This is a genomic window from Ideonella paludis, from assembly GCF_018069865.1.
GTDB classification, from domain to species: domain Bacteria; phylum Pseudomonadota; class Gammaproteobacteria; order Burkholderiales; family Burkholderiaceae_C; genus Ideonella; species Ideonella paludis.
On record NZ_JAGQDG010000003.1, the window covers coordinates 113,994 to 131,124 of the forward strand.

Below are 17,131 nucleotides of genomic sequence, written 5' to 3' on the forward strand. Positions count from 1 at the left end.
GAAATCGTCGAGGTAGTACGTGAGTACGCAAAACATAATTGCGTAGTACAAGAGCTGAACCCTTGCGCGAACAACGCGCTGCTCCTCGCTCAGCACAAAGCAAGAGCCTCGTTTTCCCCACGGGCGAAACACGATTCGCCCATCTGGCGCACGATAGAAAATTGTGTCAGCAGTGACGTCGACCAAATTCATACCAGCCCGATGTATTTCTGGTGTCTAACGTCTTAGTTGAGCCGCGCTATGCGCCGCAGGGCCGCGAGGCGCATAGCGTCGGTTCGAACGCCAAGTTAGGCATCGCCGTTGCTCTCGTCGCCGACGTCCGGTTGAAGCAAGTGCACCTCGGTTCCCGGCGGAACTTGCTCCTTTGTGATCGGCGCCGGGAGCAGGATCGGCAACGTCAGCTTTTCCGGGCGTCGACTTCCGTAGTTGAGATGCTCCAGGCCTCGGATGTGCGATCGGATCTCACCGCCGTCGGGCATCCGCAGGAGGATTGGGCTGCCGACTCTGACCGGTGGACCGGCCCAATTCGCATTCGGTCCAGGCGCAAGTACGCATCCGCGATTCTTGATCTGGAACGCCAGCTCGACGGTGAAGAGAAGTGCGGGTTTCACGATGCCGAACGTAATGTACAGAGCAAGTTCTCCTCTATAAGTTGGGTGCTGCTCCATAAGTTGGTCATCTGTTCCCCCCCGGAGAGTGGCTTGCTTGCTAGCTCTGTGCTCCTTGAGCTGCATGAATGTACAGCATCAAAAACTCGGCTGAACCCAGCACCCCTGTGCTGTAGTCCAGCCGAATGTTGAACCAGTTGAGCGAGCGCACACGCGGCGCGCTTGGTCAGACCCTGAGGCCTCAGGCAGCCATACCCGGGTTGCCCTGCACACCCACCAACTTGGGCGTATTGATGGTGCGCGGGTTGACCCGGCCGCCCTGCGACTTGAACCAGGTCTCCATCACGTCCCAGATCGGCTTCACACCGGGCATGGTCTTGGCTTCTTCGGCCACCGGGGCCCAGCCCGCGACCTTGTACTTTTTGTCTGCTTCCAAGACCTTGCCTTTGAGGCGCATGTCTGAGATGCGGCTGCCCATCTTCTCGCCCGGTGTGCAGGTATAGGCCAAGCCGCCCACGCGCACCATGTCGCCGCCTTGTTGGTAGTAGGGGTCGGGGTTGAAGAGGTTGTCGCCCACGTCTTCCAGAATGCCCTTGATCTGTGTGCCGGTCATCTCGGTCAGCGTGACATAGGGGTAGGTGATGGCGATCTGGTCCATCATCAACTCGCGGGTGATCACATCACCTGGCAGGAGGGTGGTGCCCCAGCGGAAGCCCGGTGAGAAGGCGATGTCGGCGCCTTGCACGTCCATCAAGGCATCGCAAATGAGTTGGTCCCAACTGCCGTTGAAATTGCCACGGCGGTAGAGCAAGCCATCGGTGACGGCCATCCTTTCGGCCAGCTTGGTCTCATAGGGCTTGCGAATCTTGGTGATCAGGGCGTCCATCTCGGGGTCGGCCTTGAGCTGGTTGGCAAAGACGGGCAAGAGCTTGTAGCGGAAGTCCACCACCTTGCCGTCCTTCACCTCAAAGTCCATCACGCCCAAAAACTTGCCGTTGGAGCCGGCATTGGTGACCAAGGTCTTGCCACCAGCATTGCTGACGGGGATGGCCACGGGCACGCCGTCGTGGGTGTGGCCGCCAAAGATGGCGTCAATGCCCCGCACCCGGCTGGCCATCTTCAAGTCCACGTCCATGCCGTTGTGCGAGATCACGACGACGACCTTGGCGCCCTTGCCGCGCGCTTCGTCGACCATCTTCTGCATGTTCTCGTCTTGGATGCCAAAGCCCCAGTCCGCCACCATGTAGCGCGGGTTGGCAATCGGCGTGTAAGGGAAGGCCTGGCCGATGATGGCGCAAGAGATGCCATTGATCTCGCGCATCACATAGGGCTCAAACACCGGGTCGCCAAAGTCATTCGTCTTGACGTTTTGCGCGACGAAGCTCAGCTTGCCCTTGAAGTCTTTGTCGATGATCTCTTTGACACGCTCCATGCCATAGGTGAACTCCCAGTGGCCGGTCATCACATCCACGGTCAAGGCCTTGCAGGCGTCGACCATGTCTTGGGCATCGCTCCACAAGGAGGTGGCCGAGCCCTGCCAGGTGTCACCACCGTCCAGCAGCAAAGCACCGGGGCGGCTGGCCTTCATCATCTTCACCAAGGTGGCCAAATGCGCAAAGCCACCCACTTTGCCGTAGCGGCGGGCGGCTTTTTCAAAGTCCATGTAAGTGAAGGCATGGGCCAGATCGGTGTTGGGGCGTGCCCCCATGACCTTGAGCAAATGCTCGCCCACCAAGTGCGGCAGGTTGCCTTGCATGCTCCCAATGCCGAGATTGACGCTGGGCTCGCGGAAGTAAATGGGCTTGAGCTGCGCATGGCAGTCCGTCATGTGCAAGAAGGACACGTTGCCGAACCGTGGCAGGTCGTACAAGCCTTTTTGGGCGGTTGCCGCGTCGGCATCGGCCCATCGGCCCAAACCCATGCCGGCCACAGAGGCGGCGCTGAGCACCTGCATAAATTCGCGCTTACTGATATTCATGACGGACTTTCACGTGGGGCAGAGTGATGCGGGCGCCGTGATTGCACTCGACTTCGCTTGTGGCGAAGCCCCTCACGGCGCCCGGGAACAGTGACTTGGGGTTTATTGATTGACGGGCGAGGCCGGGTCCAGCAGCAAGGCCATGATGTGCTTCATCTGGCCCTCATCCAGCAAACCCTTGTGCCCAAAACGAGGCATGTTGGAGCAGGCGTTATAGGCCCAGCCGTTGTAGAGCTTGCCCCAGGTGTACTCCACGATGGGCTTGGAGGCCGGGTCGTTGGGGTTGCTCACGCCGCGCAGCTTGCCGTAGTTGTAGAGGCTAGGGCCGATGGTGCCAAAGGAGATCTCCGCCTTGCTGATTTGGTGGCAGTTATAGCAATTGCCACCGTTGGCAGAAGCGGCGGTGCTCTTGTCGGTCCAGGTCATGCCCCGGCCGTTTTGGGCCAGCTTTTCGCCCTCTTTCCAGTCACCAAGATACTTGCCGTCGCTAGGCGGCTTGATGGTGGCCAGTGCAGCGGTTTCGATTTTCTTGGTGGTGGCCTCATCCGGCGCGGTGCCGGTGGAGCAGGCTGCTTGCGAGGGCTCTTGCTGAATGCGGTCCAGCTTGGCGATGCCTTCGTCGCGGAAGGAGGTGTTCATCATCTGGGAGAACTGAGCGGCCAACTCAGACTCTGAAGGCATAGAGGCGCAGCCCGCCAGTGCGGCGGCCGCCACCGCACCGAGAGCCCAGCGATGTGCTTTGAAAAAGGTCTTCATGGTGACTCCTGGCAGATCAGCGCTTGATGGCGGGGGTGATGCTCTCGGCACCCTTGGCGTTCACGCCCATGTACACACTCAGTGCGATGGTGACGTCCGAGGCAAAGCCGGGGTAGGGGAAGCGCTGCTGGCGATAGCAGTCGTTCAAGCGGCGCTGCATGCTCCACATCTCGCCACTCGAGACTCGGTAGGCGGGCCAAGCCGCAAAGCCGATGCCGTCACCGGGGTTGCTGCGCAGGTCGGGCAGGTCTTGCAGGCGGATGCGCTTGCCGGCCTCGCCGTGGCAGGTGGCGCAGGCAAAGTCCATCGGGCCGCCCCGGAAGAAGAAGGCGCGCTTGCCCATCTCGTACATCTGCTTTTCAGCCGGATGACTTTGAGGCAAGGCCATCCGCAACCCTTTGGATTCGCCGGAGATCCAGGCGGCCAGGGCCTCCATGGTTTTTTGCTCGTCTCTACCAAAAGGTGTGGCGGCAATCTTCTTGGCGTCAAAGCCTTGCAAGGTCTCCATGCAGGTCAGCAGGCGAGACTCCAGGTCTTGCACGCGCTGGGTGTCGGCAAAGTAGCGCGGCAATTCGACCCACGCACCCTTGACGACGCCCGGGCCTTTGCCCAGGTCGCACTTTTCCAGAGAGGCGGCCTTAGGCCCACGCTTTTGCTTCCAGAGGTCTTCGCCTTTGGCTTCAAACAACTCTGCGGGGTTGCCGTCGGCCAACATGGCGCGGTACTCGGCAATGCCATCTGCGGCGGACTTTTGCGCGGCGGCCGGCAAGGCTGTCAGACCGGAGAGGCCCGCCATCAGCCCCAGGCCCATGGGCAGAAGGCGAAGAAGGCCTGATGTTGCGCTTGAAGGACGCGGTGTGAGCGTGAGCTTGGACATGGACGGCTTGTCTCCGGAGTGCGTGTTCTTGGGGCTTGTCTCATGCACGACCACCCGCCGTGGCGGGTGGTCGAGTGCGGCAGCGTGGGGCTCAGCTGACGGTGGCTTCGTCGGTGCGCTTGTCGCCCTTGTTGTCGGTCCAGGTCACGGCCACTTTGTCACCGGCCTTGGCACCCTTGATCGTGAACTGCAGGAAGGGGTTCTTGGACACGGACGGGCCAAACTGAGAGGTCATCACCACCTTGCCATTGAGGCTGGCAGAGAGCTCTTGGATGAACCAAGCGGGGATCACCTTGCCTGCTGCGTCTTTGCGCAGGCCGGTTTCCATTTCGTGGCTCATGAGAACGCGAACAGTGGTCTTGTCGCCGGAAGCTTGGGCGCGAATGCGCATCGGATCAGCCATGAGGGGCTCCTAGAAAATTGAGTGCTAACAAATGAGGATGCTGGTGGTCCACAGTCAGGGGCTTGGCCTTAACCGCCACACCCACCCAAGGTGACCTTGACTTCCTTCTTGGCAAACAGCACCTTGCCGTCGTTCATCATGGCCACGGCAAACACGTCGGACGATTGACCCATCTTGACGCGGGTCGCGACGTTGGCTTCGACAGCGTCGGTCACATCGAATGAGGCGGCCAGCATCGAGGGGTTCTTCTCGATCAGGATCAGCAAGCGCTTGACGCCAGGCAGGCTGGTCGAGGCGCCCACGGGCACCACGGCGCCGTTCTCGGCAATGTCGGGGCCGGTGACCGTGACGTCCTTGCTCTCTGCAGGCGCGCTGCCGCCCAGGGCCTTCATCAGGTCGGCCATGTTCTTGGCTTCAAAAGCGCCGCCATTCCAGGCAGCCATGGCAGAGGCAGGCAAGAGGCCTGCGGCGGCCATCAGGCCAGCGACGGTCGCGCTGTGCGCGAGCATTTGACGACGGGTTTGCATTTCACAACTCCTAGGGTTGGCGGTGATCAGTTTGACTCTATCGCAATACACGAATAGAGGCGAGGGTAGGTTTACTTCTTGGCGCCGTCTGCGATCCACTGGGCGATGGCTCGCGCGTCCGCGTCGGGCAAGGTTTGTGCAGGCATGGGGATCTGGCCCCACACCCCCACACCGCCCGCCTTGATCTTGGCGCTCAGGTAGTCCACAGCGTCCGCTTTGCCGGCCAGCTTCTTGCTGACTTCACGAAAGCCTGGGCCGACCAGCTTGCTCTCCACGCCGTGGCAGGCCACGCAGGTGTGCTTGTTGATCAGCGCCAATGCGGCGGCGCTGCCTGCATCGGCAGCTTTGGGGGCTGCAGCCGGAGCGGCCTTGGCCGGCGCGGCACCTTCAGGCTGGGTGGTGTCGGCACCGCGCTGCGGCCCCACCAGGCGGTTTTGCTCAGCCAAGTTGCCGTGGTTGTTGCGGGCAAAGGCGGGCAAGAAGGAGCCCACCTTGGCTTCCGGCGCGCAGTCGCTCATGCAGGCCTTGGCTTGCACGTCGGGCTTGTTGTGCCCGATGCCCTTGCCCGGCCACATCGCGTGGTCGGTGGTCATACCGTTGCGGTTGGGCATGCGGGCTTGGGCCTCGGCGATGGTCTTGTCAGACAGCACGAAGTTGTCCGGCACGATGCCGCCCATGTTCAGCAGATAGGCCGTGACGCCGTAGACCTCTTCGGTGGTCAGAGACTTCGGGGCCGTCCAGGGCATGGCGCGGTTGATGTAGTCCCACAGCGTGGAGACGGTGGAGACCTTCATCAAGGTGGTGCGGCCGGGGAAGGTCGGGTCCATCAGCTTGGCGACGCGGCCAGTTTTGACGTCATCGGCTGTGGTGCCGCCCACCAGTGGTGAGAAGACTTCATTGGCCTCGCCAAACACGCCATGGCAAGACGCGCACTTGGCCTCCCACACATCTTGGCCTTTGGCCACAGAGCCCGAGCCCTTGGGCAAGCCTTTGAAGTCGGGGCGGACGTCGATGTCCCAGGCGGCCACTTCCTTGGGCGTGGCGGGGCGGCCGACGCCGGGATAGGCGGTGGACTGAGCCAGCGACGCAGTACTCAGGGTGGCCATCGCCAGGGCCCATGTCAGGCGTGCGCGCATGGTGCTTGTCTTAGGAGAGCTGGACATTCTTCACCTCGCCGCTTTCCTGGACCAGCCAGGATTGGATGGAGTTGTTGTGATAGATCGAGCGGGTGCCACGCACCGCGCGGGTTTGCTGATAGCTGGGCTGCACATAGCCGGTTTCATCCATGGCGCGGCTTTGGATGATGGCGGGCTTGCCATCCCAGCTCCAGTCGATGTTGAAGCGCGTCAGCGCCTTGCTCATCACCGGGCCCTCCAGGCGCGCGGTGCGCCAGTTGCGGCCGCCATCCACCGAGACATCCACACGCTTGATCTTGCCCTTGCCCGACCAGGCCAAGCCCGAGATGTTGTAGAAGCCCTTGTCCAGCAAGACCTGACCGCCCGAGGGCGTGGTCACCACGCTCTTGCATTCCTGCGTGCTGGTGTACTGGCGATGCAGGCCGTCCTTCATCAGGTCGATGTAATGCACGGCCTCGTCTTTGGTGCCATAGGGCTTATCGCCCACCTCAATGCGGCGCAGGTACTTGACCCAGCTCACGCCTTGCACGCCGGGCACGACCAGCCGCAGCGGGTAGCCGTTCTCGGGACGCAGCATCTCGCCGTTCTGGCCGTAGGCCACAAAGACTTCACCGGACTCGATCAACTCCATCGGCACCGTGCGGGTCATGGAGGAGCCATCCGCGCCTTCGCCCAGCACAAAGCGGGCGCGCTTGTAATCGACGCCGCACATGTCCAGCAAGATCTTCAGCGGCACGCCGGTGAATTCGCTGCAGCTGATCATGCCGTGGGTGTACTGCACGGTCGGCACCGCTACATTGCCCCACTCCATGCCGGTGTTGGCGCCACACTCAATAAAGTGGAAGCGCGACACCGAGGGCAGGCGCATCAGCTCGTCCATGGTGAAGACCTTGGGGGTCTTCAGCAGGCTGGCGTCCGAGCCGTTGATCATCAGGCGATGCTTGGAGGGGTCGATGTCCCACCAGCCTTGGTGATGTCGCTCAAAGTGCAGGCCCGAGGGCGTGACGATGCCGAACAGCGACTGCAAGGGCGCAAAGGACACCGAGGCTTGCGCGGTCTGCGTCAGGCCCGGGCTTTGGCGGCGCTGCACATTGGCCTCGTACTTGGAGGGCTTGCCGTAGCCATCGGTCACGACCGGTTGGCCCAGGCCCTTGCTGTGCTCGGGCAAGGTCAGGATGTTGGGGTCGCCATCGCCCGACACCGGGTTGGATTGCGCGCGAGCTGTCGCCGCCAGGCCGGTGGCGGCGGCGGCCGCAAAGGCGTGGCGGATGAAGCCGCGACGACCTTGCTTGCCTTCGGCAAACACGGTGCGGACGCCGTCGGCGTCCAAAAAGTTTTCCGGGGCCTTGATCAGGCGACCCGAGGCGCCGTCAGGCCGCAAGATGAGATCGTCGTCGCGTTGCACAGTCGCTCCTTGGTGGATAGCGCAGCCTTGGCAGGCCAAGGCAAAAATCTATAAATAAGCAAAAACAGATATTAAGGCCAAGTGCCTGACGCGAAGCTGGTGAAAACACTGATGAAGCCGGTTGGCGTGTCGCGCGTCGTGGGTTTTGTGGCGCGCAAACCATGCGCCAGATCAAGGTGCCGGGCTTGACAGCACTCACTCAGGCCGGATACCTACAAAGCGGGTGACGAGGCCAGGCCCTTGGTGGCCCGGGCCTTCGTCCAACGTCACTTCGCCTTCCCAGCCCAGCACCTCGTTGAGTTCGCTCGCAAAGTCGGCACGCAGGTCGGCCAGGGTGTAGAGCATGTCCACATCCTGCGGGCCGCCGCTGGGGCGGCCCTTTTGCGCCGGGTGAAAAGCCTCCAGCACCAAGCGGCCGCCGGGTTTGAGGCTTTGCGCCAAGTGGCGGTGGGCGGGGCGGCGTAGCGCAGAGGCGAGGTGGCAATAGATCAGGATCACGGCGTCAGCGCTGTCCGGCGCCGGCCGCCAAGTGGCGAGGTCGGCACACAGCGTGGCATAGCGGCTGGGCTCAAGGTGACGCGTCTTGGCGAGTGCCAGGGCCTTGTCCAGCCCGGCCTGGGCATAGTCCACCGCCAACACCTGGTGCCCTTGCTCAGCCAGCCACACGCCGTTGCGCCCTTCGCCGTCGCCCACGGCCAGCACGGTTTGTGCGGCAGGCCAGGCGGCGGCTTGCTCCACCAAGAAGGCGTTGGGGGCGGTGCCGTATTTGTAGCCCGGCGCAGCGAACCGTTCGTTCCAAAAGCTTTGCATCAAAACGCTTCTTTCTCGGCTTCCAGATAGGCCAAGCTGATGTATTTGCCGATATTGCTGTCCCAGCCCTGGGTGTGTTTGGCATGCTTCATCACCCGCGGGTCAGCCAGCACGCGGGCTTTAGCGGCGGCTTCGTCTTGGCCTGCCTTGACCGCCTGTTCGCAGGGGCGGTAGATGCCTTCAAACAACTCACTCTGTTCGGCCAGCAAGGTGGCCGAGGCGTCGCCGTGGCCGGGCACCCACAGCTTGGCTTGAGTGTTGCGCGTCAACTCAGCCATGGTCTTCAGGCTGCCCAAGTAGCTCCCTTCGTCCATATTGGCAATCCGGCGGTTCATCGCCACATCGCCCACCATCACCACTTTGTCTTGCACCACCTCCACGCAGATATCGCCCGGGGTGTGGGCCACGCCATAGTGGTGGACACGCAGCACCGTGTCGCCGAATTGGAGTTCCTGACCGTGCACGGCGTTGTGCGTAGGCACGACCAACTCGGTGCCGGCAGTGGCGCCGTTGGTCCAACGCTCCATCATGCTGCGCCACATATTGCCTGCAGCACCTGAGATGTACTCGCGGCTGAAGGGGTGGGCATAGATGGGCAGCGCCTTGCCGAACGCGTCGACAAAGGCTTGGTTGCCCAAGAAATGGTCGCCATGGAAATGGGTGTTGATCAGCGCCACCACGGGCTTGCTGCTGAAGCTGCGCAAGCGGCGAATGGCCATTTCACCAATCTGAACCGAGGCCCCGGTGTCCACCACGACCACGCCGGCGCTGGTCTCGATGAAGCTGATGTTGGCCATCATCCCGCGGTTCTCTGGGGTGGGAAAGCCGTCGGGCGTCCAGACCATGCTCACGCGTGGGCTCAAGCGCTTGAGCGGATAGTCGGGTACCGCTGGCCCGCGGATGAAATCCGCCGCACTCTGGGCGGCTTGCAGCACGGGGGGCAGGCTCAGTGCGGCCGTGGCCGCCAGTCCGAAGCGGCCCCATTGCTTGAGCAGGTGACGGCGCGACGAAGCATCAGGGGAGGGCGAGGCGGGCAGCATGGTGGTTCCATCGGCTTTGACTTATAAATAAGCATACACCGATTAAAGCAAGGCGTCTGTACCTCAGACTCCGGCCCTGTCCACCCTCAGCCGTGGAGCCGGCTGCCCCGCGGCACGCTGGCCAGCAAGAACTCCATTTGGTCCGACAAGATGCGCCGGCCGCGCAAGATCATGTCTTCATGCAGGCTGGGCACATAAGGCAGATAGAGCAGGCTCATGCGCGCCTCTTCAGGCAGGCGGTTGCCTTTGTGGCCGTTGCAGCCGCGGCAGGCGGTGATGCAGTTCATCCAACTGTCTTCACCGCCGCGTGAGACGGGGACGATGTGCTCGCGAGTCAGGTCGTCGAGATGGAAGCGATGGCCGCAGTAGGCGCAGACTTGGCGATCCCGCGCAAACAACTTGGGATTGGTCAGCGCCGGGTTCACCCGCCAGGCCCTAGCCGGGATGGCGCCCTTGACGGCGATGATGGCGTGGACCTCGATGCGGGAGTTCAAGCCCGTGCTGCGTTGCACCCCGCCGCGCAGCACTTGGCAGGGGTCGCCCAGCGTCCAGGCAATCGCGTCGGAGGCATACAGCAGCGCCGCTTGACGCACCGTCATCCAAGCCTGAGGGCGACCAGAAATGTCGAGTTGCAAGACATCCATCGCAAACATGCTCCTTGAGCATTGACGCGGATAGGGGGGCACGCGATGCGCCTCCGCGCTGACCTTGGCGCATCAGGCTTGAGCATAGCGCTTTGCCGATGACAGGCTCAAGACACTTTGGCGGCCACGGCCACCATCGACCGAGCGACCAGGGAAAACCCTTGGCTGCAGCGCATTAGGCCGAGAACCCTAGAAATAAACAGGGTTGAGGGCTCGCCAAACGCCACGAGTTCTGCAAAATAGCACGACCGTTCGTTTCAGATTTGCTCTCTTTGTCCGACAACACGCCAGTGAACACCTCCGCCAGCACCCGTCGCAGCTCGTCGCGCACCTTGCACAAAGGCCAGCAGACCCGCGCCGCCATCTTGGAGGCCGCGCTGGGCTTGGCCTCCCACATGGGCTTGGAGGGTTTGTCCATCGGCGCTTTGGCCGAGGTCACCGGCATGAGCAAGTCGGGCGTGTTCGCCCACTTTGGCTCGCGCGAGGAACTGCAGATCTCGGTGATCCGCGAGTACCACACCAAGTTCGAAGAAGAAGTTTTCTTCCCCGCGATTCGCGAGAAGCGCGGTCTGCCCCGCGTGACGGCCCTGTTTGAGAACTGGGTCAAGCGCGTTTCGGTGGAAATCGACTCTGGCTGCATCTACATCAGCGGGGCTGTGGAGTTCGACGACCGCCCCGGCCCCGTGCGCGACGCCTTGGCCAGCATGGTCAAAGCTTGGCAATCCGCGCTGGCCAAAGCCATCTTGCAAGCCATCGACACCGGCGACTTGCAGCCCGACACCGACCCTGAGCAACTGCTGTTCGAACTGCATGGCTTGATCTTGGCCCTGCACCACGACGCGCGCTTCTTGCGCAACCCCGGCGCCGTCGAGCGCGCCCGCCGCGCATTTGCCCGAACCATCCGCGATTACGCCGAGCCCGCACCCACCGCCCCGGTGGTGCGAGCTTTCACCCGTCCCACCCCTTGAGCCGGCAGCGGCGCTGACCCTTTTTTCGACAGGAGCACACCATGGCCCAGTACACTCCACCTCTGCGCGACCTTCAATTCGTGTTGCACGAGCTGCTGGACGTGAGCAGCGAATTCAAGCAAATGCCGGCCCACGCCGACATCGACGCCGACACCATCAACGCGGTGTTGGAAGAGGGCGGCAAATTTGCCGCCGAGGTGCTCTTTCCTCTGAACATCAGCGGCGATGCCGAAGGCTGCAAGCTGGACAAGGTCACCCACGAGGTCACCCCACCCACCGGCTTCAAAGAGGCCTATGCCAAGTATGTGGAAGGCGGCTGGCCCGCTCTGAGCTGCGACCCGGAATACGGTGGCCAAGGCCTGCCGCACACGGTCAACCAGTGCTTCTATGAAATGCTCAACAGCGCCAACCAGGCCTGGACCATGTACCCGGGCCTGTCGCACGGCGCCTATGAGTGCCTGCACGCCCACGGCACCGAAGATCAAAAGCGCCTCTACCTGACCAAGCTGGTCAGCGGTGAGTGGACCGGCACCATGTGCCTGACCGAGCCGCATTGCGGCACCGATTTAGGGCTACTGCGCACCAAGGCCGAACCGCAGGCTGATGGCACTTACAAGATCACCGGCCAGAAGATCTTCATCAGCGCCGGCGAGCACAATCTGGCCGAGAACATCGTCCACTTGGTGCTGGCTCGCCTGCCCGATGCACCGGCCGGCTCCAAGGGCATCTCCTTGTTCATCGTGCCCAAGTTCCACATCAAGGCCGACGGCAGCCTGGGCGAGCGCAATGCCATCCACTGCGGCGCGCTGGAGCACAAGATGGGCATCCACGGCAACGCCACCTGCCAGATGATTCTGGACGGCGCGGTGGGCACCCTGGTGGGCCAGCCGCACAAGGGCCTGGCCGCGATGTTCGTGATGATGAATGCCGCTCGCTTGGGCGTGGGCAACCAGTCCTTGGGCCTGACCGAAGTGGCCTACCAGAACGCCGTGGCCTATGCCAAAGACCGCATCCAGATGCGCTCACTCACCGGCCCCAAGTCGCCCGACAAGCCGGCCGACTCCATCATCGTGCACCCCGATGTGCGCAAGATGCTGCTGACGGCCCGCGCCTTTGCCGAAGGGGGCCGCGCACTGGCCGTCTACACCGTGGTGCAGCTCGACAAAGAGCTGAGCCACCCCGACGAAGACGTGCGCAAAGAAGCCGCTGACGAAGTGGCGCTGCTGACGCCCATCATCAAGGCCTTCCTGACCGACAACGGCTGGCTCGCCACCTCGCACTGCATGCAGGTGTTTGGCGGCCACGGCTACATCCACGAGTGGGGCATGGAGCAGTATGTGCGCGATGCCCGCATCAACATGATCTACGAGGGCACCAACACCGTGCAATCGCTGGACCTGTTGGGCCGCAAGATCCTGGGCGACAACGGCAAGAAGCTGAAGGCCTTTGGCAAGAAGATCGCCGAGTTCGTCGAAGAAGAAGGCGTGCGCGAAGACATGCAAGAGTTCATCAACCCGCTGGCCGACCTGGGCGACAAAGTCACCAAGCTGACCACCGAGCTGGGCATGAAGGCTTTTGGCAATGCGGACGAAGTGGGCGGCGCGGCGGTGGACTACCTGCGCGTGGTGGGCCACCTGACCTTTGCCTACCTGTTTGCTCGCATGGCCAAGATCGCGCTGGACAAGCAGAACTCCGGTGATCCCTTCTACACCGCGAAATTGCATACCATCCGCTTCTACTTCGCCAAGCTCTTGCCAGAGACGGCCAGCCTCATCCGCACCGCGCGTGCGGGTGTGGCCCCGTTGATGGCCATGGACGAAGCCTTGTTCTGAGCCTTGCATCCCCTTCATCCTTCTACCCGACCAGGAGACCTCTCATGAAGACCACCCTCACTGCACTGGCCCTGTCTGTTCTGAGTGCCACCGCCTGGGCCCAAGCCAACCCGGTGGGCTTGTGGCGCACCATTGACGATGAGACCAAGCAAGAGAAGTCCTTGGTGCGCATCAGTGATGCGGGCGGGGTGCTCAGCGGCAAGGTCGAGAAGATCGCGGACCCCACCAAGGCCAATGCCGTCTGCGAGGCCTGCACCGATGACCGCAAGGGCAAGCCCGTGGTGGGCATGACCATCATCCGCAATGCCAAGCAAGGCGACGACAAAGAGCTGTGGGAAGGCGGCGAAATCCTCGACCCCAACAACGGCAAGACCTACCGCCTGCGCATGAAGCCCCTGGAGGGCGGCAAGAAGCTGGAAGTGCGTGGCTATGTCGGCCCCTTCCATCGCAATCAAATTTGGATCCGCGTCGAATAAAGCGGACATGAGACTCTGTGGTGCGGCCCAGCCGGGCGCACCGCTTTTGCCTACCGTTCTGGAACACACATGAGCAAATTCAACCCTCGCAAGGTGGCCGTGCTCGGCGCCGGCGTCATGGGCGCGCAGATTGCGGCCCATTTGGTCAACGTCAAAGTGCCGGTGGTCTTGTTTGACCTGCCCGCCAAAGAAGGCCCCAAGAGCGGCATCGCGCTCAAGGCCATCGAGAACCTGAAGAAGCTCAAGCCCGCGCCCCTGGGTGTGGCCGAGCATGCGTCCCGCATCCAGCCGGCCAACTATGAAGAGCACCTGGAGCTGCTCAAGGACTGCGACCTGATCATCGAGGCCATTGCCGAGCGCATGGACTGGAAGCTGGACCTCTACAGCAAGATCGCCCCCTTTGTGGCGCCGGGCGCCATCGTGGCCTCCAACACCTCCGGCCTGTCCATCAGCAAGCTGGCCGAAGCCCTGCCCGAGAGCCTGAAGCCGCGCTTTTGTGGCATCCACTTCTTCAACCCACCGCGCTACATGTACCTGGTGGAGTTGATCCCCACCCCCACGACCGAAGCGTCGGTGCTCGACCAGTTGGAAGCCTTTGTCACCTCTACCGTGGGCAAGGGCGTGGTGCGTGCCAAGGACACGCCCAACTTCATCGCCAACCGCGTGGGCATTGCCGGCATGTTGGCCACCATCCATGAGGCCGAGAAGTTTGGTCTGAGCGTGGACGTGGTGGACGACCTGACGGGCAAGAAGATGGGCCGCGCCAGCTCCGGCACCTTCCGCACCGCCGACGTGGTGGGCCTGGACACCATGGCCCATGTCATCAAGACCCTGCAAGACAATTTGCAGGCTGACCCCTTCTACCCCAGCTATGCCACGCCGGCGGTGCTGTCGGGCTTGATCGCCAAGGGCGCCTTGGGTCAAAAGGCCGGTGCCGGCTTCTACAAGAAGGAAGGCAAGAACATCCTGCGCCTGGATGCGGCCACGGCCAGCTATGTGCCTTCGGGCGGCAAGGCTGACACCATCGTTGAGCGCATCTTGAAGAAGCCAGCGGCCGAGCGCTTGAAGCTGCTGCGTGAATCCAGCAACCCGCAAGCCCAGTTTGTCTGGGCCATTCTGCGCGACAGCTTCCACTATGTGGCTGTGCACCTGGCCGACATTGCCGACTCCGCTCGCGAAGTGGACTTCGCGATGCGCTGGGGCTTTGGCATGAAGCAAGGCCCCTTCGAGCTGTGGCAAGAAGCCGGCTGGCAGCAAGTGGCCACCTGGGTCAAGGAAGACATTGATGCGGGTAAGGCCCTGTGCAATGCGCCGCTGCCGGCCTGGGTGTTTGACGGCCGCACTGGCGTGCACACGCCAGAGGGCTCGTGGTCCGCCGCCCAAGGCAAGTACCTTCCGCGCTCCAGCCTGCCCGTTTATGCCCGTCAGCACTTCCCTGAAAGCGTGGGCGGCAGCGGCGCGGTGGACCCGCTGAAGTCGGGGACCGAGCTGTTCAAGAACGAGGAAGTGCGGGTCTGGACGCTGGACGGCGAGGTCGTCATCGCCAGCATCACGGCCAAGCTGCACCTCATCAGCCCCACCGTCACCGACGGCTTGCTCAAGGCCCTGGAGATTGCCGAAGCCGGCTATCAAGGCCTGGTGGTCTGGAGCCCGGACGATGTGTTCTCGGCCGGTGCCAACCTGGAGTCGCTGATGCCCGTCTTCATGAAGCTGGGCGCCAAGGGCATTGCACCGGAAGAGAAAAAGCTGCAAGACATGATGCTGCGCTTCCGCTATGCCAGCGTGCCCACCATTGCTGCGATGCGCGGCCTGGCCTTGGGCGGCGGCTGCGAGCTGGCCGTGCATTGCAGCCAGCGCGTGGCCGCGATGGAAAGCTATGTGGGCTTGGTCGAAGTCGGCGTAGGCCTGCTGCCCGGCGGCGGTGGCCTGACCTACATCGCCCGCCGTGCGGCCGAAGTGGGCGCCGCAGCGCCGTCACTCGACCCGCTGGCCTTCTTGAAAGACGGCTTCCAAGCCGCCGCCATGGCCACCGTGGCCACCAGCGCACTGGAAGCCCGCAAGATCGGCTACCTGCTGGACAGCGATGTGGTGGTGCCCAACAAGGATGAGCTGCTCTATGTCGCCATCAGCCAAGCCAAGGCCTTGGCCAATGCGGGCTATCGCGCACCAGCCAAGCTCAGCTTCCCGGTGGCCGGGCGCAATGCCAAAGCCACCATCACGGCTCAGTTGGTGGGCATGCGCGACGGCGGCTTCATCAGCCAACACGACTTCCACATTGCCAGCCTGATCGCCGATGTGGTGTGCGGTGGCGACGTGGACGCCGGCACCCTGGTGACCGAGGAATACCTGATGGCGCTGGAGCGCAAGCACTTCTGCGGCCTGCTGGAGCACCCCAAGACGCAAGAGCGGATCATGGGCATGCTTTCGACCGGTAAACCGGTCCGCAACTGATCAAGGAACACATCATGACCAAGCAAGTGCAAGAAGCCTACATCGTTGCGGCCAGCCGGACGCCCATCGGCCGTTCGGGCCGGGGCTATTTCAAGAACACGCGTTCGGACGATCTGCTGATCACCGCGCTGCGCAGCGCCCTGGGTCAAGTGCCCACGCTGGACCCCAAGGCCATTGAAGACGCCATCATTGGCTGCTCCTTCCCCGAGGGCGAACAAGGCATGAACATGGCCCGCGTGGCCGTGGCCCTGGCGGGCCTGCCGCACTCGGTGGGCGGTGTCACCATCAACCGCTTCTGCGCCTCGGGTCTGACGGCCATCCAGATGGCGGCCGACCGCATTCGCGTGGGCGAAGCCGACGTGATGATTGCCGGTGGTGCAGAGTCCATGAGCCTGGTGCCCATGGGCGGCAACAAGCCTTCGTTCAACCCTGCCGTGTTTGCCGACGACGACAACGTGGGCATTGCCTACGGCATGGGCCTGACGGCGGAGAAGGTGGCCGAGCAGTGGAATGTGACCCGCGCCGACCAAGACGCCTTTGCCTTGACCTCGCATCAGCGCGCCATTGCGGCCCAGGCCGCCGGCCACTTTGCGGCCGAGATCTGCCCGGTCGATGTGATCACCCGCACGCCGAACCTGGAAACCGGTGAGATCAGCACCTCCAGCCGCACCGTCACCCTGGACGAAGGCCCCCGCCCCGACACCTCGCTCGAAGGCCTGGCCAAGCTGCGCCCGGTGTTTGCGGCCAAGGGCTCGGTCACCGCAGGCAACAGCTCGCAAACCAGCGACGGCGCCGGTGCCCTCATCTTGGCCAGCGAAAAGGCGGTCAAGACCTTCGGTTTGACCCCGTTGGCCCGCTTTGTCAGCTTTGCCAGCCGCGGCGTGCGCCCCGAGATCATGGGCATTGGCCCCATCGAGGCCATCCCCGCTGCGCTGGGCTATGCCGGCCTGAAGCAAGAAGACCTGGGCTGGATCGAGCTCAACGAAGCCTTTGCGGCGCAGTCGCTGGCGGTTATTCGCACCCTGAACCTGAACCCAGAGGTCGTCAACCCGCTGGGCGGCGCCATCGCCTTGGGCCACCCGCTGGGTGCCACCGGTGCCATCCGTGCCGCCACCACCATCCACGGCCTGCGCCGCACCAAGCAGAAGTACGGCATGGTGACCATGTGCGTGGGCACCGGCCAAGGCGCTGCGGGCATCTTCGAAGCTCTCTGAGCGCGC

Annotated in this window: 16 protein-coding genes; 5 read left to right on the top strand and 11 right to left on the bottom strand. The window is 62.9% G+C overall.

The window, feature by feature from the left end; translation table 11 throughout:
* Nucleotides 1–287: 287 nt before the first annotated feature.
* From KAK11_RS08290 to KAK11_RS08340, 11 genes are all read right to left on the bottom strand, one after another.
* The gene (locus tag KAK11_RS08290) at nt 288–668 is read right to left on the bottom strand and encodes a hypothetical protein (protein ID WP_210808188.1); all 381 of its coding nucleotides are present in this window, start codon (nt 666–668) and stop codon (nt 288–290) included.
* Between the two features lie 181 nt (nt 669–849).
* Complete coding sequence (gene soxB, locus KAK11_RS08295) at nt 850–2,586, bottom strand: thiosulfohydrolase SoxB (protein WP_210808190.1); 1,737 nt, start codon at nt 2,584–2,586, stop codon at nt 850–852.
* Between the two features lie 102 nt (nt 2,587–2,688).
* A complete protein-coding gene (soxX, locus tag KAK11_RS08300; protein ID WP_210808192.1) occupies nt 2,689–3,342 on the bottom strand; it encodes a sulfur oxidation c-type cytochrome SoxX in 654 nt (217 codons plus the stop codon).
* Between the two features lie 16 nt (nt 3,343–3,358).
* Complete coding sequence (gene soxA / locus KAK11_RS08305) at nt 3,359–4,153, bottom strand: sulfur oxidation c-type cytochrome SoxA (RefSeq protein ID WP_210808958.1); 795 nt, start codon at nt 4,151–4,153, stop codon at nt 3,359–3,361.
* A gap of 157 nt (nt 4,154–4,310) precedes the next feature.
* A complete protein-coding gene (soxZ, locus tag KAK11_RS08310; RefSeq protein WP_210808194.1) occupies nt 4,311–4,622 on the bottom strand; it encodes a thiosulfate oxidation carrier complex protein SoxZ in 312 nt (103 codons plus the stop codon).
* Nucleotides 4,623–4,690: 68 nt separating this feature from the next.
* A complete protein-coding gene (gene soxY, locus KAK11_RS08315) occupies nt 4,691–5,149 on the bottom strand; it encodes a thiosulfate oxidation carrier protein SoxY (protein WP_210808196.1) in 459 nt (152 codons plus the stop codon).
* Nucleotides 5,150–5,220: 71 nt separating this feature from the next.
* On the bottom strand, nt 5,221–6,312 hold the full coding sequence (locus tag KAK11_RS08320) for a c-type cytochrome (protein ID WP_210808198.1): 1,092 nt from the start codon (nt 6,310–6,312) through the stop codon (nt 5,221–5,223).
* The gene (gene soxC, locus KAK11_RS08325) at nt 6,296–7,690 is read right to left on the bottom strand and encodes a sulfite dehydrogenase (RefSeq protein WP_310737770.1); all 1,395 of its coding nucleotides are present in this window, start codon (nt 7,688–7,690) and stop codon (nt 6,296–6,298) included. Before soxC ends, KAK11_RS08320 begins: the two co-directional genes overlap by 17 nt.
* 195 nt (nt 7,691–7,885) lie before the next feature.
* Nucleotides 7,886–8,500, bottom strand: coding sequence for a class I SAM-dependent methyltransferase (locus KAK11_RS08330; protein WP_210808200.1), 615 nt, complete (start codon nt 8,498–8,500; stop codon nt 7,886–7,888).
* Complete coding sequence (locus KAK11_RS08335; RefSeq protein WP_210808202.1) at nt 8,500–9,540, bottom strand: MBL fold metallo-hydrolase; 1,041 nt, start codon at nt 9,538–9,540, stop codon at nt 8,500–8,502. The genes KAK11_RS08330 and KAK11_RS08335 overlap by 1 nt, the downstream gene beginning before the upstream one ends.
* A gap of 86 nt (nt 9,541–9,626) precedes the next feature.
* Nucleotides 9,627–10,184, bottom strand: a complete 558-nt coding sequence (locus tag KAK11_RS08340; RefSeq protein WP_210808204.1) for an HNH endonuclease — start codon at nt 10,182–10,184, stop codon at nt 9,627–9,629.
* Nucleotides 10,185–10,474: 290 nt separating this feature from the next.
* Here KAK11_RS08340 and KAK11_RS08345 point away from each other — a divergent pair, with 290 nt between their 5' ends.
* The 5 genes from KAK11_RS08345 (at nt 10,475) to KAK11_RS08365 (ending at nt 17,125) form a co-directional block, all read left to right on the top strand.
* A complete protein-coding gene (locus KAK11_RS08345) occupies nt 10,475–11,152 on the top strand; it encodes a TetR/AcrR family transcriptional regulator (protein ID WP_210808206.1) in 678 nt (225 codons plus the stop codon).
* Nucleotides 11,153–11,193: 41 nt separating this feature from the next.
* Nucleotides 11,194–12,984: an acyl-CoA dehydrogenase C-terminal domain-containing protein gene (locus KAK11_RS08350; RefSeq protein WP_210808208.1), complete on the top strand. Its 1,791-nt coding sequence runs from the start codon at nt 11,194–11,196 to the stop codon at nt 12,982–12,984.
* A gap of 44 nt (nt 12,985–13,028) precedes the next feature.
* Entirely contained in the window at nt 13,029–13,460 is a 432-nt protein-coding gene (locus KAK11_RS08355) for a DUF2147 domain-containing protein (RefSeq protein ID WP_210808210.1), read from the top strand.
* 69 nt (nt 13,461–13,529) lie between these two features.
* A complete protein-coding gene (locus KAK11_RS08360) occupies nt 13,530–15,911 on the top strand; it encodes a 3-hydroxyacyl-CoA dehydrogenase/enoyl-CoA hydratase family protein (protein ID WP_210808212.1) in 2,382 nt (793 codons plus the stop codon).
* Nucleotides 15,912–15,925: 14 nt separating this feature from the next.
* Nucleotides 15,926–17,125, top strand: a complete 1,200-nt coding sequence (locus KAK11_RS08365; RefSeq protein ID WP_210808213.1) for an acetyl-CoA C-acyltransferase — start codon at nt 15,926–15,928, stop codon at nt 17,123–17,125.
* Nucleotides 17,126–17,131: the final 6 nt, after the last annotated feature.